Source organism: Clostridium sp. TJA085 (assembly GCF_058310235.1).
This window is the reverse complement of sequence record NZ_JBZEEZ010000003.1, coordinates 171794-196484: the sequence shown is the minus strand read 5'-3', so window position 1 is coordinate 196484 and position 24691 is coordinate 171794. Positions and strand designations below refer to the sequence as shown.

The window sequence follows — 24691 nt, the reverse complement described above, 5'->3', positions numbered from 1 at the left end:
TAGTGCAGCCCTTATTTAAAGGAGTAATAACTATGTTAGAAAATTTTAGAACAAGAGAATTTAGTAAAGATGAAGCTAGAAGATTAAATCCCCTACAGTTAGCTTTAGTTGGTGATGCTGTTTATGAAGTTTTTATAAGAGGGTATATACTTTCAAATAACACAGAGCTTTCAGCTCACAAAATACATAAAAAAGCTATAGGTTATGTTAAGGCTAAGAGTCAATCAGATATAATGCATAACATAGAAGGAGAATTAACAGAAGAAGAATTGTATATATTCAAAAGAGGAAGAAATGCTAAATCAGCAACTGTTCCTAAAAATGCAGATGTTAGAGATTATAGAATGGCAACGGGATTTGAAGCATTAGTTGGATATTTGTACTTGATAAATGATGAAAAAAGATTAGACTTTATATTTAATAAGAGTATAGAAATTTGTAAATAATAAAATTAAACTTTTATGGTAACTTAAAATTAGTTAAGGAGTTATTAATATGACAAGAATAAAAAAGAGTAATCAAAATAGAAGAAGAGATGAAAGAAAATATAATAAAAATAAAGAAGAAAAGTTTCAAGAAGAAACTTTTTCAAAAAAGGTAAGAGAGCCAAGAAAGCAAAGAGAAGAAAAGAAGATGGTTAATAATCAAGTTCAAGAAGTAAGAGAAGATTTAATAATTGGTAGAAATGCAGTTATGGAAGCTTTAAAGAATGATAAAACAATAGAAGCTCTATATCTTTCAAATGGTTCAAGAGAAGGATCTATAAATCAAATAATAAATCTTGCTAAGAAAAACAAAATAGTTATAAAAGAAGCAGATAAGAAAAAGTTAGATTCTATGTCAGCTGGAATGGTTCATCAGGGAGTTATAGCTAAAATAACACCATATAAATATTTTGAAGTTAAGGATATTTTAGATGATGCAAAGAAAAAAGGAGAAGCACCTTTTATAATAATATTAGATGAATTAGAAGATCCTCATAATCTAGGTTCAATAATAAGAACAGCGGAAACATGTGGAGTACATGGTATCATAATTCCAAAAAGAAGAAATGTTGGTGTAACACCTACAGTTTATAAATCATCAGTTGGTGCAGTTGAACATGTGAAAATAGCTAAAGTTACTAATATAAACAATATAATTGATGAATTAAAAGAACAAGGAATATGGGTATATGGTGCAGATATAGAAGGAAGAGAATATAGTTATGAAGTTGACTTTAGTGGACCTTGTGCTTTAATAATAGGAAGTGAAGGAAGAGGAATATCTAAGTTAACATTAAAGAAATGTGATAAGTTAGTTAGAATTCCTATGATTGGAAAAATAAATTCTTTAAATGCATCAGTTGCAGGTGGTATAATGATGTATGAAGTATTAAAGGGTAGATTAAAATAAAAAGAGGGATGAGATGTGAAGATTATATTTATAGATGGATATAATGTTTTAAACAGCTGGCCTAATTTAAAAGATTTAAAAAATATAAGTTTTGATGGAGCTAGAGATAAATTGATAAATATACTTCACAATTATGGTAGTTATAATGATTGTAAAATAGTTTTAGTATTTGATGGGCATAAAGTTGCTGGAAATATAGAAAACAAGGAAGATGTTAATAGAAATTTATCGATAGTGTTTACCAAAGATGGTGAAACAGCAGATGCATATATAGAAAAAGAAGTAAACTTAATTGGTAGAAAATATGAAGTTTGCGTTGTGACGTCAGATTGGCTGGAGCAACAAACGATATTTCAAAGAGGAGCAACAAGAATATCTTCTATAGAATTTTATAATGAGGTTGTTAATGTGGAAGATAAAATTAGGGTTAAGGCAGAGAGGAACATGATATCTCAAAAAAATAATTTAAGTGATAATATTGATGAAGATATTTTTCATAAACTTGAGAAGATTCGTAGAAGTCATTAGTAATGTTGACTTGATTAAATTTGCTAAGTATAATAGCAGGTATAATAGGGACTAGGTTTTGAGGGGAAGATGTTTAGAATGGTGATTATTAATGATTAAGTATTTAGAGTTTGAAGATAAATTTGATGAAGAAATAGCAATTGAAGCTAAAAATGGAAATATAAAAGCGCAAGAATACTTAATAAATAAGTATGAAAATTTTGTAAAATCAAAAGCTAAATCATATTTTTTAATAGGTGCTGATAAGGAAGATATTTATCAAGAGGGGATGATTGGTCTTTATAAAGCTATACGAGACTTTAATCCAGAAAAATTATCAACATTTAAAGCATTTGCTGAATTATGTGTAACAAGGCAGATAATTACAGCTATAAAAACAGCTACAAGACAAAAACATATTCCATTGAATACTTATATATCATTAAATAAACCAATCTATGAAGAGGATTCAGAAAGAACTCTATTAGATGTTTTGGCTGGATTTAAAATTACAGATCCTGAGGAACTTATTATAAGTCAAGAGGAAAAAGAAAGAATAGAAAGTGAAATGGAAAGAGTGCTATCTAGATTAGAACTTAATGTACTTAATTCTTACTTAGATGGTAAGTCTTATCAAGAGATAGCTTGCGATTTAGATAGGCACGCAAAATCAATAGATAATGCTTTGCAAAGAGTTAAGAGAAAACTAGAAAAATGCTTAGATGTAAAGTGATTATTTTTTATTGACAAACAAAAAAAATGATAGTAAACTTTATAATTGGTATATTAAAGAAAACTCATAATAGATGAGTGCTCACGTAGCTCAGTCGGCAGAGCGTCGCCTTGGTAAGGCGGAGGTCGTCGGTTCAATCCCGATCGTGAGCTCCAGGAACATATAAAAAAGTAGAAACACTAGGCAAGGTTTATTAGAGTGATAGGAGGAATTTATAATGTCAAAAGCAAAATTCGAAAGAAGTAAACCACACGTTAACATTGGAACAATCGGTCACGTAGACCACGGTAAAACTACATTAACAGCAGCTATTACAACAGTATTAGCAAACAAAGGATTCGCTGAGTCATTCAAATATGACGAAATCGATAAAGCACCAGAAGAAAAAGAAAGAGGAATCACAATCAACTCAGCACACGTTGAGTATGAAACAGAAAACAGACACTATGCTCACGTTGACTGTCCAGGACACGCAGACTACGTTAAGAATATGATCACAGGAGCAGCACAAATGGACGGAGCAATCTTAGTTTGTTCAGCAGCAGATGGTCCAATGCCTCAAACAAGAGAGCACATCCTACTTGCATCAAGAGTTGGAGTTGACCACATCGTAGTATTCTTAAACAAAGCTGATATGGTTGATGATGAAGAATTATTAGAATTAGTTGAAATGGAAATCAGAGAATTATTAAGCGAATACAACTTCCCAGGAGATGATATTCCGGTAATAAAGGGTTCAGCATTAAAAGCATTAGAAAACCCAACTGATGAAGCTTCAATCGCATGTATCGAAGAGTTAATGGAAGCAGTAGATAGCTACATCCCAACTCCAGAAAGAGCAACAGATAAGCCATTCCTAATGCCAATCGAAGATGTATTCACAATTACTGGTAGAGGAACAGTTGCTACAGGAAGAGTTGAAAGAGGAATATTAAATGTAGGAGCAGAAGTTGAAATCGTAGGATTAAGCGAAGAAATCAAGAAAACTGTTGTTACAGGAATCGAAATGTTCAGAAAGTTACTAGACGAAGCGCAAGCTGGAGATAACATCGGAGCATTATTAAGAGGGGTTCAAAGAACTGAAATCGAAAGAGGTCAAGTATTAGCTAAACCTGGTTCAGTTAACCCACACAAAAAATTCGTAGGTCAAGTATACGTACTTAAAAAAGAAGAAGGTGGAAGACATACTCCATTCTTTGATGGATACAGACCACAATTCTACTTCAGAACAACTGACGTAACAGGATCAATCAAATTACCAGAAGGAATGGAAATGGTAATGCCAGGAGACCACATCGACATGAACGTTGAATTAATCAATCCAGTAGCAATGGACGAAGGATTAAGATTCGCAATCAGAGAAGGTGGAAGAACTGTAGGTTCAGGAGTTGTTACTAGCATAATCGAATAGTAACAAAAAAGTATATTATGGATTATAACTGTCAATAATATTTTGTTAGAAGGACTGGGTAATTTACCTAGTCCTTTACAAAGGATAGATTATTGACAGTTTAAATAAATTGTGATAATGTGAGAAAGTAACTCATGAAGTCACGAAACAGATACAGTAAGAGGTATATCTCTTAGAATATATATTTAAAACTGGAGGTGCAGACCGTGAGAGTAAAAATAACTTTAGCTTGCACAGAGTGTAAACAAAGAAATTATGACTCAATGAAGAACAAGAAGAACAACCCAGACAGAATGGAAATGAAAAAATATTGTAAATTCTGTAAAAAGCATACTCTTCATAGAGAAACTAAATAGTTTAGCGCTTAAGTAAAGACACAGACTTTAATATTATTAAGGATGTGAAACTATGGCTGGTAATAATGTAAAAACTGGAGCCGCTCAAAAAGGTGGCGTGTTTAAATTCTTTAAGGATGTAAAAGCGGAATTTAAAAGAATTACGTGGCCTTCAAAGAATGAAACAAAAAAAGCATTGATTGCAGTTCTTGGGTTCGCTATAGTATATATTATACTTGTAGGTGGACTAGATTATATTTTTCAAAACCTCTTCGAAGTAGTTTTGAAACTTAAGTAAAGGGAGGTTTGGGTGTTAATCACCGATTAATATGAGTGAAAGAGCAAGATGGTATGTAGTACATACGTATTCTGGATATGAAAATAAAGTTAAGGTTAACATAGAAAAAGTTGTTGAAAACAGACATCTTGAATCATTAATTCATGATATCCAAATACCGATGGAAGAAGTAATTGAAGAAAAAGATGGAAAACAAAAAGTTTCCCTTAAAAAGAAATTTCCAGGATATGTAATAGTAAAGATGCTAATGACAGACGAATCTTGGTATGTTGTTAGAAACACAAGAGGCGTTACAGGATTTGTAGGACCTGGATCTAAACCAGTTCCTCTTACTGAAGAAGAGATTGAATCAATGGGAGTTATAGAACTACCTGTAGATATTGATCTTGAAGTAGGTGAAAGTATAAGAGTTATCTCAGGACCACTTAGAGAATTCGTGGCTACAATTCAAGAGATAAACCTTGAAAAACAAAAAATTAAAGCTTTAGTTGATATGTTTGGAAGAGAAACATTAGCTGAGCTAGATTTTAATCAAGTAGAAAAATTAGTATAATTTAGATTATAACTAATGTTTTAATTAAGTGGGAGGACAAAAAACAATACATATTGTCCGTATATACCACAGTATAGGAGGAATAAACAATGGCTAAGAAAGTAACTGGAATGATTAAACTTCAACTTCCTGCAGGAAAGGCAACTCCAGCACCACCAGTAGGTCCAGCTTTAGGACAACACGGTGTAAACATAATGGGATTCTGTAAGGAGTTCAATGCAAAGACTGCTAATCAAGCTGGATTAATAATACCAGTAGTAATCACAGTTTACCAAGACAGATCTTTTAGTTTTATCTTAAAGACTCCTCCAGCTGCAGTTCTAATTAAGAAAGAATTAGGACTTGAAAGCGGATCAGGAGTTCCAAATAGAACAAAGGTTGGACAATTAACTAAAGATCAAGTTAAGAAAATAGCGGAAATGAAAATGCCTGACTTAAATGCTGCTACAATCGAAAGTGCTATGAGAATGATTGAAGGTACAGCTAAGAGTATGGGTGTAACTATCGAAGAGTAATTCACAAAAATAGTGGGAGGTACAAACCGCTAATACCACAAAGGAGGCTTATTAATGGGAAAGAAATATGTTGAAAGTGCAAAGTTAATAGATAAAAGTGCTTTATATAATCCAACAGAAGCTTTAGAGCTTGCTGTTAAAACTGCAAAAGCTAACTTCGATGAAACAATCGAATTACACGTTAGACTTGGAGTAGATCCAAGACATGCTGACCAACAAGTAAGAGGTGCAGTAGTATTACCAAACGGAACTGGTAAAAACGTAAGAGTTTTAGTTTTTGCAAAGGGAGATAAAGCTAAAGAAGCTCAAGAAGCGGGAGCAGATTTTGTTGGAGCTGAAGAATTAGTTCAAAAGATCCAAACAGAAAATTGGTTTGACTACGATGTAGTTGTAGCTACTCCAGATATGATGGGAGTTGTTGGTAGAATCGGTAGAGTTTTAGGACCTAAAGGTTTAATGCCAAACCCAAAATCAGGAACAGTAACATTTGATGTTGCTAAAGCAATTGCTGAAATAAAAGCTGGTAAGGTTGAGTACAGAGTTGATAAAACTGCTATCGTACACTGCCCAATCGGTAAGAAGTCATTCGGAGCTGAAAAGTTACACGAAAACTTCAAAACATTAATGGAAGCTTTAGTTAAAGCTAAACCAGCAGCAGCTAAAGGACAATACATTAAGTCAGTTACAGTAACTAGCACAATGGGACCTGGAGCAAAAATAAATCCAGCAAAAGTTACAGAATAATTATTGACTTAAAGAACTTTATGTGTTAGAATAAGTTCTGTTGAAAATGAATAATGTGCCGTAGACAGTAGGTGTGATTTTCACGTAACGTACACCAACCTACCGAGGGTTATCTATAAACATAAGTTTATTAAGGTCTTCCTCTGTCTACGGGAAGACCTTTTATAATATAAGTAAGCAGTTAATACTGTGAGGAGGTGGACACACGTGAACAAGAACAGACAATTAAAAGAAGCAAAAGTTGCTGAAATTAAAGAAAAGTTAGAAAAAGCACAAAGTGTTGTTTTAACTAGCTATCAAGGTCTAACTGTTGAAGAAGATACACAATTAAGAAAGAACTTAAGAGAAGCTGGAGTTGAATATAAAGTATATAAAAATACTTTAGTTACATTAGCAGCTAAAGAAGTAGGACTAGAAGGTATAGAAGAATACTTAGAAGGACCTGTTTCAATGGCATTCGGATACGAAGATGCTACAGCAGCAGCAAGAATCTTAAATGATTTCGCTAAGGATCACAAGAAGTTAGAATTAAAAGCTGGAGTAGTTGAAGGAAAGATCTACGATCAAGAAATGATTAAGAAGATCGCTTCAATCCCATCAAAAGAAGTTCTTATTGCAAAATTACTTGGAAGTATCAAGTCACCATTATCAAACCTTGCATACTTACTAAATGCAATAAAAGAAAAGAAAGAAGCTGAATCAGCTGAATAATTAATTAACTAAAAGGTTAATATGTTTTAAAAATTTTGGAGGTGCAATTAAAATGACAAGAGAAGATATCATTCAAGCTATAAAAGAAATGAGCGTTTTAGAATTAAATGAATTAGTAACAGCTTGCGAAGAAGAATTCGGAGTAAGCGCTGCTGCACCAGTAGCAGTAGCAGGAGCAGTAGCAGGAGCAGCTGCTGAAGAAAAATCAGAATTTGATGTAGTTTTAGCTAGCGCTGGAGCTAACAAAATCAAAGTTATCAAAGCTGTAAGAGAATTAACTGGATTAGGATTAAAAGAAGCTAAAGAAATAGTTGATGGAGCTCCTAAGACAATTAAAGAAGCTGTAGCTAAAGAAGAAGCTGAAGAAATGAAAGCTAAATTAGCTGAAGTTGGAGCTGAAGTAGAATTAAAGTAATTTTACTTTAATGAAATTTCAAAAATTCATATAAAAGGTGCTAGTCTTAGCACCTTTTTATATTCTAATGATAAAATTCAAACTATATAAAATATCCTATATTAAAGATGGATACTTTATATAGTTTTATTTATAAGTAAATAAAAATGGATAGTATTGTTTGTTAAAATATATTGACAATGATATTATGTTATGATACTATCATTTAATGTACTGTTCATTATGGATAAGTATATTTTATTGTAAAGAAAGAGTATAATTGTTTTTGAATATGGTTATACTAAAAAGATGACGCTGTCCGAAAGCAAAAGTCCTTAGGGAAGTTATGCTTTTGGTTATTTTAGTTTATACAAGGGGTGAAAATTCATGGTACATCCTGTCCAATCTGGAAAAAGAACAAGAATGAGTTTTGGTAAAGTTAAAGATGTAACAGAAATGCCAAATCTTATTGAGGTACAACTAGATTCTTATGACTGGTTCCTGAAAGAAGGACTTCATGAGGTATTTGACGACATAAATCCAATAGGAAACTTTACTGGAAACTTAGTATTAGAATTTGTTGATTACAAACTTGATATGGATAATATCAAGTACTCTGTAGAAGAGTGTAAAGAAAGAGATGCAACGTATGCTGCACCTTTAAAAGTCTCAGTAAGACTTACAAATACTGAAACTGGAGAGATTAAAGAACAAGAGGTATTTATGGGAGATTTCCCATTAATGACAGAGCAAGGTACATTTATTATAAATGGTGCTGAAAGAGTTATAGTTAGCCAATTAGTAAGATCTCCAGGAGTTTATTATAGTCAAAACAGAGATAAGAGTGGTAAAAAATTATTCTCATCAACTGTTATACCAAATAGAGGTGCTTGGCTAGAATATGAAACTGATTCTAATGATATAATATCAGTTAGAATTGATAAAACAAGAAAACTTCCAATAAGTATATTAGCAAGAGCTATGGGATTTGGAAGTGATCAAGAATTAATTGAATACTTTGGAGAAGAAGAAAGATTAAAAGCTACAATTGAAAAAGATAATACTAAAACAACAGAGGAAGCTTTACTTGAAATCTACAAGAGATTAAGACCAGGTGAGCCACCAACAGTTGATAGTGCAATATCTTTAATAGATTCTTTATTCTTTGATGCAAAGAGATATGATTTATCAAGAGTTGGTAGATATAAGTTCAACAAGAAGTTAGCTATCAATTTAAGACTTGCAAACCAAATTGCTGCAGCTGATATAGTAAATCCATCAACTGGGGAAATAATGGTGGAACAAGGTCAAAAAATTACTAGAACTATGGCTGAAGAAATACAAAATGCTGGAATTAACTCAGTAGATGTATTAATAGAAGACAGAGTTATAAGAGTAATAGGTAATCATTTTGTTGATTTATCAAAACAAGTATCTTTTGATATAAGTGATTTAAATATTAAAGAATTAGTTCACTACCCAACATTAAGAGAAATACTTGATAACTTCAGTGATGAAGATAGCATTAAGGAAGAAATTAAGAAAAACATTACAAAACTAATACCTAAACATATAGTTAAAGATGATATATTTGCAACTATTAGTTATGAATTAGGTTTAGCTTATGGAATTGGATATATAGATGATATAGATCATTTAGGTAATAGAAGATTAAGATCTGTAGGTGAATTATTACAAAATCAATTTAGAATTGGTTTATCAAGAATGGAAAGAGTAGTTAAAGAAAGAATGACTATTCAAGACCAAGAAGCAATAACTCCTCAAATGTTAATTAATATAAGACCAGTTGCTGCTGCTATTAAAGAATTCTTTGGTAGCTCACAATTATCACAATTCATGGATCAAACAAATCCATTATCAGAATTAACTCACAAGAGAAGATTATCAGCATTAGGACCAGGAGGTCTTTCAAGAGAAAGAGCTGGTTTCGAAGTTAGAGACGTTCACCATTCACATTATGGTAGAATGTGTCCTATCGAGACTCCAGAAGGACCAAATATAGGTCTTATAAACTCTCTAGCTACATATGCTAAAGTTAATGAATACGGATTTATTGAAACACCATATAGAATAATTGATAAAGAAAATAAGAGAGCAACTAACGAAATAAGATACTTCACAGCTGATGAGGAAGATCAATATCTTGTAGCTCAAGCAAATGAACCGTTAGATTCAGAAGGTCATTTTGTAAATGAAAAGGTAACTGTTAGATATTTAGAAGATGTATTAGTAGTACCTGCAAGTGAAGTAGATTTAATGGATGTTTCACCAAGACAAATCGTATCTGTTGCTACAGCTATGATTCCGTTCCTTGAAAATGATGACGCATCAAGAGCTCTTATGGGATCAAACATGCAACGTCAAGCAGTTCCATTATTAAAGCCACAAGCGCCTATAGTTGGTACAGGAATAGAATTTAGAGCAGCTACAGACTCAGGGGTTTTACCTAAGGCTAAGAATGCTGGGGTAGTAACTTACGTAAGTGCTAGTGAAGTTAAAATTAAGAGAGATATTGATGGTGGAATAGATACATACAAGTTATTAAAGTTCAAAAGAAGTAACCAAGGAACTTGTATAAATCAAAGACCTTTAGTTAGTGTAGGAGAAATGGTATTTAAGAACCAAGTTCTTGCAGATGGTCCATCAACAGATTTAGGAGAAATAGCATTAGGTAAAAACATCAGAATGGGATTCATAACTTGGGAAGGTTATAACTACGAAGATGCTATGCTGATTTCAGAAGAATTAGTAAGAGAAGATGTATTTACATCAATTCATATAGAAGAATATGAATGTGAAGCAAGAGACACTAAATTAGGACCGGAAGAAATAACTAGAGATATTCCTAATGTAAGTGAAGATGCTTTAAGAGATATAGATGAAAGAGGAATAATCAGAATTGGTGCTGAAGTAAGATCAGGAGATATACTTGTTGGTAAAGTAACTCCAAAGGGAGAAACTGAATTAACAGCAGAAGAAAGATTATTAAGAGCTATATTTGGAGAAAAAGCAAGAGAAGTTAGAGATACTTCATTAAGAGTTCCTCATGGAGAAGCTGGTATTATAGTAGATGTTAAAGTATTTACTAGAGAAAATGGTGATGAATTAAATCCAGGAGTAAATGAACTTGTAAGATGTTATATAGCACAAAAAAGAAAAATATCAGTTGGAGATAAGATGGCTGGACGTCACGGTAACAAAGGGGTTATCTCAAGGGTTCTTCCAGAAGAAGATATGCCTTTCTTACCAGATGGTAGACCACTTCAAATATGCTTAAACCCATTAGGGGTTCCATCACGTATGAACATCGGTCAGGTATTAGAAGTTCATTTAGGTTGGGCGGCTAGTGCATTAGGATGGCACATTGCTACTCCTGTATTCGATGGAGCTACAGAAAAAGATATAGAACAATGTTTAGTAGATGCAGGATACAATGCTAATGGAAAAACTGTTTTATATGATGGAAGAACAGGAGAAGCATTTGATAATGAAGTTACTGTTGGTATAATGTACATCTTAAAACTTGCTCACTTAGTTGATGATAAGATTCACGCAAGATCAACTGGTCCATATTCATTAGTTACTCAACAACCACTTGGAGGTAAAGCTCAATTTGGTGGTCAAAGATTTGGAGAAATGGAAGTTTGGGCACTAGAAGCATATGGTGCTGCACATACATTACAAGAAATCTTAACTGTTAAGTCTGATGATGTTGTTGGTAGAGTTAAGACTTATGAAGCTATAGTTAAGGGAGAAAATATCCCAGAACCAGGAGTTCCAGAGTCATTTAAGGTTCTTATTAAAGAACTTCAAGCACTTTGTTTAGATGTTAAAGTTCTTAATGATGATAACCAAGAAGTAAGAATTAAGGAATTTACTGAAGAAGAAGATTCAGCGGATTTAGAAGTTAATATTGAAGGAACTGAAGAGTTTGTTCAAGATAAACAAACTGAAGTAGATGCAGAAGATGGATATACTTCAGAAGTAGAACCTGAAGAAATTGAAGAAGAATTTGACGGTTTTCAGTTAGAAGAATTTCAAGATAACTTAGAACTTGATGATTTTAACGATGAACACTAATTTTGAAGGGAGGATTACCCTTGTTTGAATTAAATAATTTTGATGCCATACAAATAGGTTTAGCATCTCCTGAACAAATCAGAGAATGGTCAAGGGGAGAAGTCAAAAAGCCAGAAACAATAAATTATAGAACTTTAAAACCAGAAAGAGACGGTTTATTCTGTGAAAGAATATTCGGACCAATGAAAGATTGGGAATGTCATTGTGGTAAATATAAGAGAGTAAGATATAAAGGTATAGTTTGTGACAGATGTGGAGTTGAAGTTACAAAAGCTAAAGTAAGAAGAGAAAGAATGGGGCATATAGAACTTGCTGCCCCAGTTTCTCACATCTGGTACTTCAAGGGAATACCATCAAGAATGGGATTAATACTTGATATGTCACCAAGATCTTTAGAGAAGATTTTATATTTTGCATCATATGTTGTAATTGACCCAAAAGAAACACCATTATTAAAGAAACAACTTCTTAATGAAAAAGAATATAGGGAAGCTGTAGATAAATATGGTGAGGAAAGCTTTGTAGCAGCAATGGGAGCTGAAGCTATTCAAGAGCTTTTAGGAGAAATAGATTTAGAAACTACTACTAAAGAGCTTAAGGAAGAATTAAAGCAAAGCACTGGTCAAAAGAAAGTAAGAATAATAAGAAGATTAGAAGTTGTTGAATCATTTAGATCATCAGGAAATGATCCAAGATGGATGATTATAAATGTTATTCCAGTAATCCCACCTGATTTAAGACCTATGGTTCAATTAGATGGTGGTAGATTTGCAACTTCAGACTTAAATGATTTATACAGAAGAGTTATAAATAGAAATAACAGATTAAAGAAACTATTAGATTTAGGAGCTCCAGATATAATCGTTAGAAACGAAAAGAGAATGCTTCAAGAAGCGGTAGATGCTCTTATTGATAATGGTAGAAGAGGAAGACCTGTTACTGGTCCTGGAAACAGACCATTAAAATCTCTTTCAGATATGCTTAAAGGTAAGCAAGGTAGATTTAGACAAAACTTACTTGGTAAGAGAGTTGACTATTCTGGTAGATCAGTTATCGTTGTTGGACCAGAATTACAAATGTATCAATGTGGTCTTCCAAAAGAAATGGCACTTGAACTGTTTAAGCCATTTGTAATGAAAAAATTAGTTCAAGATGGAATAGCACACAACATAAAGAGTGCTAAGAGAATGGTAGAAAGAGTTATGCCACAAGTTTGGGATGTTTTAGAGGAAGTAATAGCTGATCATCCAGTATTACTTAACCGTGCTCCTACTCTACATAGATTAGGAATTCAAGCTTTCCAACCTGTATTAGTTGAAGGAAGAGCTATAAAACTTCATCCATTAGTATGTACAGCATATAATGCTGACTTTGATGGTGACCAAATGGCTGTTCACGTACCATTATCAGTTGAAGCTCAAGCTGAAGCTAGATTCTTAATGCTTGCAGCGGGAAACATAATGAAACCATCAGATGGTAAGCCAGTATGTGTTCCTACACAAGATATGGTTTTAGGATCATATTACATGACAATGGAAAAAGAAGGTGCAGAAGGTAGCGGTAAATACTTCTCATCAAAAGATGAAGCTATAATGGCTTATCAAGTTAAAGCAATAGAAATTCATGCTGACATTTTTGTTAAAATGTTTAAAGAAATAAATGGGGAAATGAAGTCAGGTATTATTAAAACTACTGTAGGTAAGTTAATATTTAATGAATCAATTCCTCAAGATCTAGGATTTGTTGATAGAACTAATCCAGAAGAAATGTTTAACTTAGAAGTAGACTTTTTAATAACTAAAAAGTCATTAGGAAAAATTATTGATAGATGTTATAGAAAACATGGTTCAACAAAAACTTCTATAATGTTAGATAGAATAAAAGCATTAGGATATCATTATTCATCAATTGGAGCTGTTACAGTTGCTGCTTCAGATATGATAGTACCAGATGAAAAATATGTTTTATTAAAAGATGCTGAAGAAACAGTTGAAAAGATTGAAAAAATGTATAAAAGAGGTTTCATATCAGAAGATGAAAGATATGAAAGAGTTATCGAAAAATGGACTAAGACAACAGAAGATGTTGCTGATGCCTTAATGGATAGCTTGGATAAATGGAATCCTATATTTATGATGGCTGATTCAGGAGCCAGAGGTTCTAAGTCACAGATTAAGCAATTAGCTGGTATGAGAGGACTTATGGCAAGTCCATCAGGTAAAATTATAGAGTTACCAATTAAAGCTTCATTCAGAGAAGGTCTTGATATATTAGAATACTTCTTATCAACTCACGGAGCTAGAAAGGGTAATGCTGATACAGCGCTTAAGACTGCTGACTCAGGATATTTAACAAGAAGACTTGTTGATGTATCACAAGATGTTATAGTTAGAGAACATGATTGTGGAACTGATGAAGGTATGGTAGTTACTGAAATAAGAGAAGGTAACGAAATAATAGAAGAATTAAAAGAAAGATTAACTGGAAGATATACAGCAGAAGATATAATACATCCAGAAACAGGAGAAATCCTTGTTCATAAAGATGAATATATGGATGTAGATCTTGCAGAAAAAGTATCAGATGCTGGTGTTAAAAAAGTTAAGATAAGATCAGTATTTACATGTAATTGTAAAATAGGTGTTTGTGCTAAATGTTATGGTATGAACATGGCAACTGGTCAAAAAATAAACATTGGTGAAGCAGTTGGTATAATAGCTGCTCAATCAATCGGAGAGCCAGGTACACAGCTTACAATGAGAACATTCCATACAGGTGGTGTTGCATCAGCTGGGGATATCACTCAAGGTCTTCCTAGAGTTGAGGAATTATTTGAAGCAAGAAAGCCTAAGGGTCTTGCTATAGTAACTGAAATTGATGGTAATGTAAGAATAGAAGAAACTAAAAAGAAAAGAACTGTATATGTAATGGGTGCAGATGGAGAAGAAGTAAGCTATGATATTCCATTTGGATCAAGAGTTAAGGTTTCTAACGATCAATATGTTGAAGCTGGAGATGAGATTACTGAAGGTTCTGTAAATCCTCATGACATCATGGCTATAAAAGGTGTTGATGGTGCTAGAAGATACTTATTATCAGAAGTTCAAAAAGTTTATAGATTACAAGGTGTTGATATCAACGATAAGCACTTAGAAGTAGTTGTTAAACAAATGACTAGAAAGATAAAGGTTACTGAATCAGGAGATACAAATCTTCTACCAGGAACTACAATAGATATTTTCGATTTTGAGGAAGAAAATGCAAGAGTAAGAGAGTTTGGTGGAGAAGAAGCTCAAGGAGATCAAGTACTTCTTGGTATAACTAAGGCAGCGCTTGCTACAGATAGTTTCTTATCAGCAGCATCATTCCAGGAAACTACAAGAGTTCTTACTGAAGCAGCTATCAAAGGAAAAATTGATCCACTTGTAGGATTAAAAGAAAATGTAATAATAGGTAAATTAATTCCAGCAGGTACTGGAATGATGAGATATAGATCAGCTAGACTAGATGTTGAAGATAATAAAATAGAAGAAGAAATAATAGTAAATGCTGAATAGAAATTAATTTTATTGACATGTTTATTCTTAAATGTTACAATACGTGTTGTATGTTTAATGAATATGCGACAAAATAATTGTCTACATGACTTCATAGAGGTAAAGTTAGACTTTACCTCGTGAAGTTTTTATAAAGAAATTTGTAAAAGGTAGTCAATTTTAAAAAAGCTTATCTAATTTTAATATAGATAAATAAATTCAGGAGGTGAAAGAATGCCAACTATAAGCCAATTAGTAAGAAAAGGAAGAAAAGCTGCTGTTAACCAATCAACAGCTCCAGCATTAAAAAACTGTCCACAAAAAAGAGGAGTATGTACAGTTGTTAAAACATCAACTCCTAAGAAGCCTAACTCAGCCTTAAGAAAGGTTGCAAGAGTAAGACTTACAAATGGATACGAAGTTACTGCATACATTGGTGGTGTAGGACACAACTTACAAGAGCATAGCGTTGTTCTTATAAGAGGTGGAAGAGTAAAAGACCTTCCTGGGGTTAGATACCATATCGTAAGAGGAGCACTTGACTGTGCTGGTGTAGCTAACAGAATGCAAGGAAGATCAAAGTACGGTGCTAAGAGACCTAAAAAATAGGATTTCTTAAATTAAAATAGTGCTTATCTTCAAGTTTACATAGATTTATAAATTAAGTTTATATAGATGATGAGAGAAGCACTTTGCGACATGAAATATTGTCGAGTACCGATGAACTTAAATTCAAATTGTTAAGGAGGGAAGAAAAGTGCCAAGAAAAGGACATATAGCAAAAAGAGACGTTTTAGCTGATCCAGTTTACAACTCAAAGGTTGTTACAAAGTTAATAAACGGAATCATGCTTGACGGTAAAAAAGGAGTAGCACAAAAAATATGCTACCAAGCTTTTGAAACTATGGCAGAAAAAACTGGCAGAGATGCATTAGAAGTTTTCGAAGAAGCTATGAACAATGTAATGCCATTATTAGAAGTAAAGGCAAGAAGAATAGGTGGAGCTACTTACCAAGTTCCAATAGAAGTTAGAGCTGAAAGAAGACAGACTTTAGGTATCAGATGGATACTAGCTGCTGCTAGAAAAAGAGGAGAAAAGTTAATGTGTGAGAGATTAGCTGCTGAATTATTAGATGCTGCTAACAACACAGGATCAGCTGTTAAGAAGAGAGAAGATACTCATAAAATGGCTGAAGCTAATAAAGCATTTGCTCACTACAGATACTAATTTTAAAACTGTTTTGGCTTTTGCCAAAACAGTTTTGTTGAATTTAAAATCACTATTTGAGAGGAGGAGTTTATTGTGGCAAGACAATTTCCTTTAGATAAATTTCGTAATATAGGAATTATGGCTCACATAGATGCTGGTAAAACAACAACTACTGAGCGTATATTATTCTACACAGGTAGAACACACAAAATAGGTGAAACACATGATGGTGCTTCACAAATGGACTGGATGGCACAAGAGCAAGAAAGAGGTATAACAATTACTTCTGCTGCTACATTCTGTCAATGGAAAGGTTATGCAATTAACATAATCGATACTCCAGGACACGTAGACTTCACAGTTGAAGTTGAAAGATCATTAAGATGTCTAGATAGTGCTATCACTGTACTAGATGCTAAGAGTGGGGTTGAACCACAAACTGAAACAGTTTGGACTCAAGCAGATAATTATGGAGTACCAAGAGCAATTTATGTAAATAAAATGGATGCTACTGGAGCAGACTTCTATGCTTGTATCAACTCAGTAAGAGATAGATTAAATGCTAATGCTGTAGCAATACAAATTCCAATAGGTTCAGAAGATACTTTCGTAGGTATGATTGACCTTATGGAAAATGTAGCTCTTATCCACAAAGATGACTTAGGAAAAGATATCGAAAGAGGAGAAATTCCTGCAGAATTAAAGGATAAAGCTGAAGAATACAGAAATATGATGATAGAAGCTATTGCTGAAACTGATGAAGAGTTAATGATGAAATACTTAGATGGTGAAGAGTTAACTAAAGAAGAGTTAAAATTAGCTTTAAGAAAAGCTACTATCAATAATGAAATAGTACCAGTAATTTGTGGATCATCATACAAAAATAAAGGTGTTCAAGAAATGATCGACTTAGTTGTTGATTACTTACCATCACCAGTTGATATTCCAGCAGTTAAGGGTATCGATGTAGATAATCCAGAAGTAGAATTAGAAAGAGAAGCTAGTGATGATGCTCCAATGTCAGCATTAGCATTCAAAATAGCTACTGACCCATTCGTAGGAAGACTTGCATTTACAAGAGTTTACTCAGGAGTAATGGAAAGTGGAACTTACGTTCTTAACTCAACAAAGGGTAAGAAAGAAAGAATTGGTAGATTAGTTAAAATGCACGCTAACTCAAGAGAAGAAATCAGCGAATTAAGAGCTGGAGACTTAGGTGCAATAGTTGGATTAAAAAATACAACTACTGGAGATACTTTATGTGATGAAGCAAATCCAATTATACTAGAAAGTATGGAATTCCCAGAACCAGTTATTTCAATAGCTATTGAACCAAAAACAAAAGCTGGTCAAGAAAAAATGGGTATAGCTTTAGCGAAGTTAGCTGAAGAAGATCCAACTTTCAAGACTTGGACTGATCAAGAAACTGGTCAAACAATCATCGCTGGTATGGGTGAATTACACTTAGATATCATCGTTGACAGATTACAAAGAGAATTTAAAGTTGAATGTAACGTAGGTGCTCCACAAGTTGCTTACAAAGAAACTATCAAGAAAGCTGTTAAAGCTGAAGGTAAGTTTGTAAGACAATCAGGTGGTAGAGGACAATACGGACACTGTTGGATAGAAATGATGCCAACAGAAGGAGAATATGAATTCGAAAATGCTATCGTTGGAGGAGCTATTCCAAGAGAATATATTCCAGCAGTAGATAATGGTATCCAAGAAGCAGCTGAAAGTGGAGTTATAGCAGGATTCCCAACTATAAACTTCAAAGTAAAATGTTTCGATGGATCATACCATGATGTCGATTCATCAGAAATGGCATTCAAGATTGCTGGATCAATGGCATTCAAAAATGCTATGAAGAAAGCAGATCCTACATTACTTGAACCTTCAATGAAGGTAGAAGTAGTTGTACCAGAAGAGTACATGGGAGATGTAATGGGTGATATTAACTCAAGAAGAGGTAGAATCGAAGGTATGGAACAAAGAAATGGTCGTCAAGTTATCAGAGCTTTTGTACCACTATCAGAAATGTTCGGATATGCAACAGCATTAAGATCAAGAACTCAAGGTAGAGGAACATATGTAATGGTATTTGATCATTATGAAGAAGTACCAAAGAGCATTCAAGAAGAAGTAGCTGGAAAGAAAGCAAAATAATTCTTGATTAAAATTGCAAATATGAGAGATCTACTTTAGTAGTTTCTCTCAATTAAATAAATAAGATTGAAGATATTTTTAATATTTATGTTAAAAATATTTCATACCAAATATTAAGATATAGATTACGATTTAAATAATGACTTATGTCATTTATATGAAGGAGGAATTACAATGTCAAAAGCAAAATTCGAAAGAAGTAAACCACACGTTAACATTGGAACAATCGGTCACGTAGACCACGGTAAAACTACATTAACAGCAGCTATTACAACAGTATTAGCAAACAAAGGATTCGCTGAGTCATTCAAATATGACGAAATCGATAAAGCACCAGAAGAAAAAGAAAGAGGAATCACAATCAACTCAGCACACGTTGAGTATGAAACAGAAAACAGACACTATGCTCACGTTGACTGTCCAGGACACGCAGACTACGTTAAGAACATGATCACAGGAGCAGCACAAATGGACGGAGCAATCTTAGTTTGTTCAGCAGCAGATGGTCCAATGCCTCAAACAAGAGAGCACATCCTACTTGCATCAAGAGTTGGAGTTGACCACATCGTAGTATTCTTAAACAAAGCTGATATGGTTGATGATGAAGAATTATTAGAATTAGTTGAAATGGAAATCAGAGAATTATTAAGCGAATACAACTTCCCAGGAGATGATATTCCAGTAATAAAGGGTTCAGCATTAAAAGCATTAGAAAACCCAACTGATGAAGCTTCAATCGCATGTATCGAAGAGTTAATGGAAGCAGTAGATAGCTACATCCCAACTCCAGAAAGAGCAACAGATAAGCCATTCTTAATGCCAATCGAAGATGTATTCACAATTACTGGTAGAGGAACAGTTGCTACAGGAAGAGTTGAAAGAGGAATATTAAATGTAGGAGCAGAAGTTGAAATCGTAGGATTAAGCGAAGAAATCAAGAAAACTGTTGTTACAGGAATCGAAATGTTCAGAAAGTTACTAGACGAAGCGCAAGCTGGAGATAACATCGGAGCATTATTAAGAGGGGTTCAAAGAACTGAAATCGAAAGAGGTCAAGTATTAGCTAAACCTGGTTCAGTTAACCCACACAAAAAGTTCGTAGGTCAAGTATACGTACTTAAAAAAGAAGAAGGTGGAAGACACACTCCATTCTTTGATGGATACAGACCACAATTCTACTTCAGAACAACTGACGTAACAGGATCAATCAAATTACCAGAAGGAATGGAAATGGTAATGCCAGGAGACCACATCGACATGAACGTTGAATTAATCAATCCAGTAGCAATGGACGAAGGATTAAGATTCGCAATCAGAGAAGGTGGAAGAACTGTAGGTTCAGGAGTTGTTACTAGCATAATCGAATAGTAATAAATCTTTTATATAAAATAGTGAAGGAGACGTCCTTCACTATTTTTTTTATGTTTTAAAATATTTTGTTTTGGATAAAATTATAGTAATATTGTTTAAAAGTTTACATAGAGATAGTAAAATTTACTTTAAGAAAATACTTGCTATTTGTATAAAATACTATTAAAATATAAAAAGCGAACTAATTCTAACACGGGAAAATAAATTACATAAAATGTGATAAAAATTACTTGAAAAGTGGATAAAATCATAGTATAATGTAGAAGTTGTGAAGCATGCGGCGATGAATCAAGAGGTTGCCGGACTTCCGGGTAATTCTTGATGAGTATGTCAGGATCTAGAATCCGACGACAGGGATTCTATAATTTTGTTCAAAAAGTATGAAACACCAGGAACAGTTTATAGAAGAACCGCTGTTGTGCGTTAGAAGTAAAGCGTACATGAAAAGGAGGGAAACCAAGATGTCAAAACAAAAAATAAGAATTAGATTAAAAGCTTTTGATCATACAATATTAGATCAATCAGCAGAAAAAATCGTTGAAACTGCTAAATCAACAGGAGCTAAGGTTGCAGGTCCAGTACCACTACCAACTGAAAAAGATGTTGTTACTATATTAAGAGCAGTTCACAAATATAAGGACTCAAGAGAGCAATTCGAAATTAGAACTCATAAGAGACTTATAGATATCGTTAATCCATCACCAAAAACTGTTGATGCATTAATGAGATTAAATCTACCAGCAGGTGTAGATATAGAAATAAAGCTATAATAGCAAATTATAATAAAGACATTGAACTATTATGATTGCAAGGCAATCCGCTAATAAGTTTGGGAGGTGTAGATACATGAAAAAAGCTATAATTGGTAAAAAAATAGGAATGACTCAAATTTTTGATGAAAATGGTAAAGTTCTTCCTGTAACAGTTGTAGAAGCAGGTCCATGTGTTGTAACTCAAAAGAAAACTGTTGAAAATGACGGTTATGATGCAATACAAGTTGGTTTTGGAGATGTAAGAGAAAAGTTAGTTAACAAACCAGCTAAAGGACACTTCGCAAAAGCAGGAGTTTCATTAAGAAGAACTCTTAAAGAATTCAGATTAGAAGACACTAGTGCATATGAAGTAGGTCAAGAAATAAAGGCTGACTTATTTGCAGTAGGAGATAAAGTAGATGTATCAGGAGTTTCTAAAGGTAAGGGATTCCAAGGTGTTATCAAAAGATGGAACCAACAAAGAGGACCTATGTCACACGGTTCAAAATTTAAGAGAGCACCAGGTTCAATGGGAGCTGCTTCAGACCCATCAAGAACATTCAAAAATAAAAAGATGCCAGGACATATGGGAGCTGCTAACACTACAGTGTTAAACTTAGAAGTAGTTAAAGTTATCGCAGAAAAGAACTTAATATTAATTAAGGGTGGAATTCCAGGTCCAAATAAGAGCACAGTAGTAATAAGAAATACAGTTAAGGCTTAATTTCTTAAGGAAAGGAGGAAGCAGGAATGCCTACAGTAGGATTATTTAATAAAGAAGGTAAACAAGTTGGAGATTTCCAATTAAACGAAAATATATTCGCAGTTGAAGTAAATGAAAATGCTATGCACCAAGTTGTTGTTGCATTATTAGCTAATAAGAGACAAGGAACTCAATCAGCTAAAACTAGAGCTGAAGTTAGAGGAGGCGGAATCAAGCCTTGGAGACAAAAAGGAACTGGTAGAGCAAGACAAGGTTCAATCAGAGCTCCACAATGGATCAAAGGTGGTATTGTATTCGCACCAAAGCCAAGAGATTATAGAATGGCTATACCAAAGAGCATGAAGAAAGTTGCTATGTTATCAGCATTAACAAGCAAAGTTCAAGACGGACAAATGGTTGTTGTTGAAGATTTAGCATTCGATTCAATAAAAACTAAAAATGTAGTTAACATGTTAAACGCAATGGAAGCTAAAAAGACTTTAATTATAACAGCTGAATCAAACGAAGTTGTTTATAAATCAGCAAGAAACATTGAAGGAGTAGCAGTTATGCCTGCAAACAACATCAACGTTTATGACTTACTTAAGTTTGAAAAAGTAGTTATGACTAAAGATGCTGTATCAAAGATTGAGGAGGTGTACGCATAATGAAATTAACAAGCCATGATATCATAAGAAAGCCTGTTATTACTGAAAAGAGTATGGCAGCAATGGCAGAAAATAAGTACACTTTCATAGTTCATATCAATGCTAACAAGTCTCAAATAAAGAGAGCTGTTGAAGAAGTATTCAACGTTAAAGTTTCTAACGTAGCTACTTCAAGAACTATGGGAAAAACTAAGAGAATGGGCGTACATGTAGGAAAGAGAGCTGACTTTAAGAAGGCAATCATTACATTAGCTGAAGGCAGCACTATTGAATTCTTCGAAGGAATGCAATAGACGTCAATAAGGTGATTTATTGGTGCTAAGGCACCAGATAAGCTGAAAGAAGGAGGGAATTTAAATGGCAGTTAAAACATTTAGACCTATGACACCATCAAGAAGAAATATGACTATGCCAACATTTGAAGAAATAACTACAAATGTACCTGAGAAGTCATTATTAGTTTCTTTAAAGAAGACTGGTGGTAGAAACGCACAAGGTAAAATAACTGTAAGACACCACGGTGGTGGAGCTAAAAGAAAATACAGAATAATAGATTTCAAGAGAAATAAGGATGGTATTCCAGCAAAAGTTGCTACTATAGAATACGATCCAAATAGAACAGCATACATTGCATTAGTTGTATACGCAGATGGAGAAAAGAGATACATAATCGCTCCTGCAGGATTAAAAGTTGGAGATACAATTGTATCAGGACCAGAAGCAGATATTAAACCAGGTAACGCATTACCATTAGTTAATATCCCAGTTGGTACATTCATCCACAATATCGAATTACAAGTTGGTAAGGGAGCTCAATTAGTAAGAGCTGCTGGTTTATCAGCACAATTAATGGCTAAAGAAGGTAAGTATGCTACATTAAGATTACCTTCAGGTGAAATGAGATATGTTAGAATTGAATGTAGAGCTACAATCGGTGTTGTATCAAATGCTACTAACGATATCGTTAAAATAGGTAAAGCTGGAAGAAAGAGACACATGGGAATAAGACCTACAGTTAGAGGTTCAGTAATGAATCCTTGCGATCACCCTCACGGTGGTGGAGAAGGTAAGTCACCAGTAGGTAGACCAAGTCCAATGACTCCATGGGGTAAACCAGCTCTTGGATACAAGACTAGAAAAACTAAAAAATACTCAGATAAGTTAATTATTAAGGGTAGAAATAAGAAGTAGTTTGAAGAGAATATTCATTCTCTTCAAGGCTAGAGCCTAAGAAATGAAGGGAGGCAAATATAGTGAGTAGATCAATCAAAAAAGGACCTTTCGTCCATGCAGGACTTTTAAAGAAAATAGAAGAAATGAACGCTAACGGAGAAAAGAAAGTTGTTAAAACTTGGTCAAGAAGTTCAACAATTTTTCCACAAATGATAGGACACACAATAGCTGTTCATGATGGAAGAAAGCATATCCCAGTTTACATTTCAGAGGATATGGTAGGACATAAGTTAGGAGAATTTTCACTAACTAGAACATACAAAGGACATGATGATAAATCATCAAAAAGAAAGTAGTAAGAGCCTGGAAAGGAGGATCATAAATGGAAGCTAGAGCTATAGCTAAATATGTAAGAATGTCTCCAGTAAAGGTAGGAGCTGTTCTTGATTTAATAAGAGGAAAAGATGTAAGAGAAGCAAGTGCTATTTTACAATACACTCCAAGAGAAGCAGCAGTAGCTATTAACAAAGTGTTAAAATCAGCTGTTGCAAACGCAGAAAACAATAATGGATTAGAAGCTGATAGATTATATGTAGCAGAAGCATACGTAGGTCAAGGTCCAACACTAAAGAGATTTAGACCAATGGATCACGGTAAAGCATTCAGAATCAATAAGAGAACAAGCAACATTACAATAGTTGTAAGAGAAAGATAGAAGAAGGAGGGAAATCGAAGTGGGTCAAAAAGTACATCCTCACGGACTTAGAGTAGGTGTTATCAAGGGATGGGATGCAAAATGGTACGCTAACAAGAAAGATTTTGCTGACAATCTAATAGAAGATAACAAGATCAGAGAATTCGTTAAAAAAGAACTTTTCACTGCTGGAATTTCAAAGATTGAAATTGAAAGAGCAGCAAAAAGAGTTAAGTTAAACATATATACTGCTAAACCAGGAGTAATCATCGGTAAAGGTGGTGCAGGTATAGAAGCTTTAAAAACAAAGCTTGCTAAGTTTATATCAGGAAAGAACATCTTAATAAACATCGTTGAAGTTAAGAATGTTGAAGCTGATGCACAATTAATGGCAGAAAATATAGCTGCACAATTAGAAAAGAGAATATCATTCAGAAGAGCTATGAAGCAAGTTATCCAAAGAGGAATGAAGCAAGGAGTTAAAGGAGTTAAAACTGCTTGTTCAGGAAGACTTGGTGGAGCTGAAATAGCTAGAACTGAGCAATATCATGAAGGTACAATTCCACTACAAACTTTAAGAGCAGATATCGATTATGGATTTGCTGAAGCAGATACAACTTACGGAAAAATCGGAGTTAAAGTTTGGGTTTATAATGGAGAAGTTCTTCCAACTAAAAAAGTTGAGAAAGAAGAAGCTAACGCATAAGAGTTAAGAAAGGAG

General features: G+C 33.7%; 26 protein-coding genes, 1 tRNA gene and 1 other annotated feature. All 27 genes read left to right on the top strand.

Going from position 1 to position 24691, the window contains the following annotated elements; genetic code table 11:
- Positions 1–32 precede the first annotated feature (32 nt).
- The 27 genes from AC4FQW_RS10330 (at position 33) to rpsC (ending at position 24676) form a co-directional block, all read left to right on the top strand.
- Positions 33–446, top strand: coding sequence for a Mini-ribonuclease 3 (locus tag AC4FQW_RS10330; protein WP_303131183.1), 414 nt, complete (start codon positions 33–35; stop codon positions 444–446).
- A gap of 49 nt (positions 447–495) precedes the next feature.
- Positions 496–1395 (top strand): 23S rRNA (guanosine(2251)-2'-O)-methyltransferase RlmB, encoded by a 900-nt coding sequence (gene rlmB, locus AC4FQW_RS10325; RefSeq protein ID WP_491148935.1) that lies wholly within the window; start codon positions 496–498, stop codon positions 1393–1395.
- A gap of 15 nt (positions 1396–1410) precedes the next feature.
- Positions 1411–1923 carry an NYN domain-containing protein gene (locus AC4FQW_RS10320; RefSeq protein ID WP_303131180.1) on the top strand — a complete coding sequence of 171 codons (513 nt, stop codon included), beginning with the start codon at positions 1411–1413 and terminating at the stop codon, positions 1921–1923.
- A gap of 91 nt (positions 1924–2014) precedes the next feature.
- Positions 2015–2635, top strand: coding sequence for an RNA polymerase sporulation sigma factor SigH (gene sigH, locus AC4FQW_RS10315; RefSeq protein ID WP_303131179.1), 621 nt, complete (start codon positions 2015–2017; stop codon positions 2633–2635).
- Positions 2636–2714: 79 nt separating this feature from the next.
- A tRNA-Thr gene (locus AC4FQW_RS10310) sits at positions 2715–2790 on the top strand.
- A 62-nt stretch (positions 2791–2852) separates the two neighbouring features.
- Complete coding sequence (gene tuf, locus AC4FQW_RS10305) at positions 2853–4046, top strand: elongation factor Tu (protein ID WP_491148913.1); 1194 nt, start codon at positions 2853–2855, stop codon at positions 4044–4046.
- 206 nt (positions 4047–4252) lie between these two features.
- Positions 4253–4402 (top strand): 50S ribosomal protein L33, encoded by a 150-nt coding sequence (gene rpmG, locus AC4FQW_RS10300; RefSeq protein ID WP_024614767.1) that lies wholly within the window; start codon positions 4253–4255, stop codon positions 4400–4402.
- Positions 4403–4454: 52 nt separating this feature from the next.
- Entirely contained in the window at positions 4455–4679 is a 225-nt protein-coding gene (gene secE, locus AC4FQW_RS10295; RefSeq protein ID WP_491148932.1) for a preprotein translocase subunit SecE, read from the top strand.
- A gap of 31 nt (positions 4680–4710) precedes the next feature.
- The gene (nusG, locus tag AC4FQW_RS10290; protein WP_491148930.1) at positions 4711–5232 is read left to right on the top strand and encodes a transcription termination/antitermination protein NusG; all 522 of its coding nucleotides are present in this window, start codon (positions 4711–4713) and stop codon (positions 5230–5232) included.
- An 89-nt stretch (positions 5233–5321) separates the two neighbouring features.
- Positions 5322–5747: a 50S ribosomal protein L11 gene (rplK, locus tag AC4FQW_RS10285; protein ID WP_491148929.1), complete on the top strand. Its 426-nt coding sequence runs from the start codon at positions 5322–5324 to the stop codon at positions 5745–5747.
- Between the two features lie 54 nt (positions 5748–5801).
- Positions 5802–6491, top strand: a complete 690-nt coding sequence (gene rplA / locus AC4FQW_RS10280) for a 50S ribosomal protein L1 (protein ID WP_491148927.1) — start codon at positions 5802–5804, stop codon at positions 6489–6491.
- A gap of 40 nt (positions 6492–6531) precedes the next feature.
- Positions 6532–6666, top strand: a sequence feature (ribosomal protein L10 leader region).
- Between the two features lie 32 nt (positions 6667–6698).
- Positions 6699–7202 (top strand): 50S ribosomal protein L10, encoded by a 504-nt coding sequence (rplJ, locus tag AC4FQW_RS10275; protein ID WP_491148925.1) that lies wholly within the window; start codon positions 6699–6701, stop codon positions 7200–7202.
- A 52-nt stretch (positions 7203–7254) separates the two neighbouring features.
- Positions 7255–7617, top strand: coding sequence for a 50S ribosomal protein L7/L12 (gene rplL, locus AC4FQW_RS10270; protein ID WP_491148924.1), 363 nt, complete (start codon positions 7255–7257; stop codon positions 7615–7617).
- 366 nt (positions 7618–7983) lie between these two features.
- A complete protein-coding gene (rpoB, locus tag AC4FQW_RS10265; protein ID WP_491148922.1) occupies positions 7984–11697 on the top strand; it encodes a DNA-directed RNA polymerase subunit beta in 3714 nt (1237 codons plus the stop codon).
- A 20-nt stretch (positions 11698–11717) separates the two neighbouring features.
- Positions 11718–15254 carry a DNA-directed RNA polymerase subunit beta' gene (rpoC, locus tag AC4FQW_RS10260; RefSeq protein ID WP_491148920.1) on the top strand — a complete coding sequence of 1179 codons (3537 nt, stop codon included), beginning with the start codon at positions 11718–11720 and terminating at the stop codon, positions 15252–15254.
- A gap of 213 nt (positions 15255–15467) precedes the next feature.
- A complete protein-coding gene (rpsL, locus tag AC4FQW_RS10255; RefSeq protein WP_024614758.1) occupies positions 15468–15842 on the top strand; it encodes a 30S ribosomal protein S12 in 375 nt (124 codons plus the stop codon).
- 148 nt (positions 15843–15990) lie between these two features.
- Positions 15991–16461, top strand: coding sequence for a 30S ribosomal protein S7 (rpsG, locus tag AC4FQW_RS10250; RefSeq protein WP_491148917.1), 471 nt, complete (start codon positions 15991–15993; stop codon positions 16459–16461).
- Between the two features lie 75 nt (positions 16462–16536).
- The gene (fusA, locus tag AC4FQW_RS10245; RefSeq protein ID WP_491148915.1) at positions 16537–18609 is read left to right on the top strand and encodes an elongation factor G; all 2073 of its coding nucleotides are present in this window, start codon (positions 16537–16539) and stop codon (positions 18607–18609) included.
- A 174-nt stretch (positions 18610–18783) separates the two neighbouring features.
- Entirely contained in the window at positions 18784–19977 is a 1194-nt protein-coding gene (gene tuf / locus AC4FQW_RS10240) for an elongation factor Tu (RefSeq protein ID WP_491148913.1), read from the top strand.
- Positions 19978–20441: 464 nt separating this feature from the next.
- A complete protein-coding gene (gene rpsJ / locus AC4FQW_RS10235) occupies positions 20442–20750 on the top strand; it encodes a 30S ribosomal protein S10 (RefSeq protein ID WP_021876938.1) in 309 nt (102 codons plus the stop codon).
- Between the two features lie 76 nt (positions 20751–20826).
- Positions 20827–21456: a 50S ribosomal protein L3 gene (gene rplC / locus AC4FQW_RS10230; protein WP_491148910.1), complete on the top strand. Its 630-nt coding sequence runs from the start codon at positions 20827–20829 to the stop codon at positions 21454–21456.
- Between the two features lie 26 nt (positions 21457–21482).
- Positions 21483–22103: a 50S ribosomal protein L4 gene (rplD, locus tag AC4FQW_RS10225; RefSeq protein ID WP_491148909.1), complete on the top strand. Its 621-nt coding sequence runs from the start codon at positions 21483–21485 to the stop codon at positions 22101–22103.
- Positions 22103–22396 (top strand): 50S ribosomal protein L23, encoded by a 294-nt coding sequence (rplW, locus tag AC4FQW_RS10220; protein ID WP_491148907.1) that lies wholly within the window; start codon positions 22103–22105, stop codon positions 22394–22396. The genes rplD and rplW overlap by 1 nt, the downstream gene beginning before the upstream one ends.
- A 64-nt stretch (positions 22397–22460) precedes the next feature.
- Positions 22461–23294, top strand: coding sequence for a 50S ribosomal protein L2 (rplB, locus tag AC4FQW_RS10215; RefSeq protein ID WP_491148905.1), 834 nt, complete (start codon positions 22461–22463; stop codon positions 23292–23294).
- A gap of 62 nt (positions 23295–23356) precedes the next feature.
- Positions 23357–23632 carry a 30S ribosomal protein S19 gene (rpsS, locus tag AC4FQW_RS10210; protein WP_491148904.1) on the top strand — a complete coding sequence of 92 codons (276 nt, stop codon included), beginning with the start codon at positions 23357–23359 and terminating at the stop codon, positions 23630–23632.
- Between the two features lie 26 nt (positions 23633–23658).
- Positions 23659–23991 (top strand): 50S ribosomal protein L22, encoded by a 333-nt coding sequence (gene rplV, locus AC4FQW_RS10205; protein ID WP_491148902.1) that lies wholly within the window; start codon positions 23659–23661, stop codon positions 23989–23991.
- 19 nt (positions 23992–24010) lie between these two features.
- Positions 24011–24676: a 30S ribosomal protein S3 gene (gene rpsC, locus AC4FQW_RS10200; RefSeq protein WP_491148900.1), complete on the top strand. Its 666-nt coding sequence runs from the start codon at positions 24011–24013 to the stop codon at positions 24674–24676.
- Positions 24677–24691: the final 15 nt, after the last annotated feature.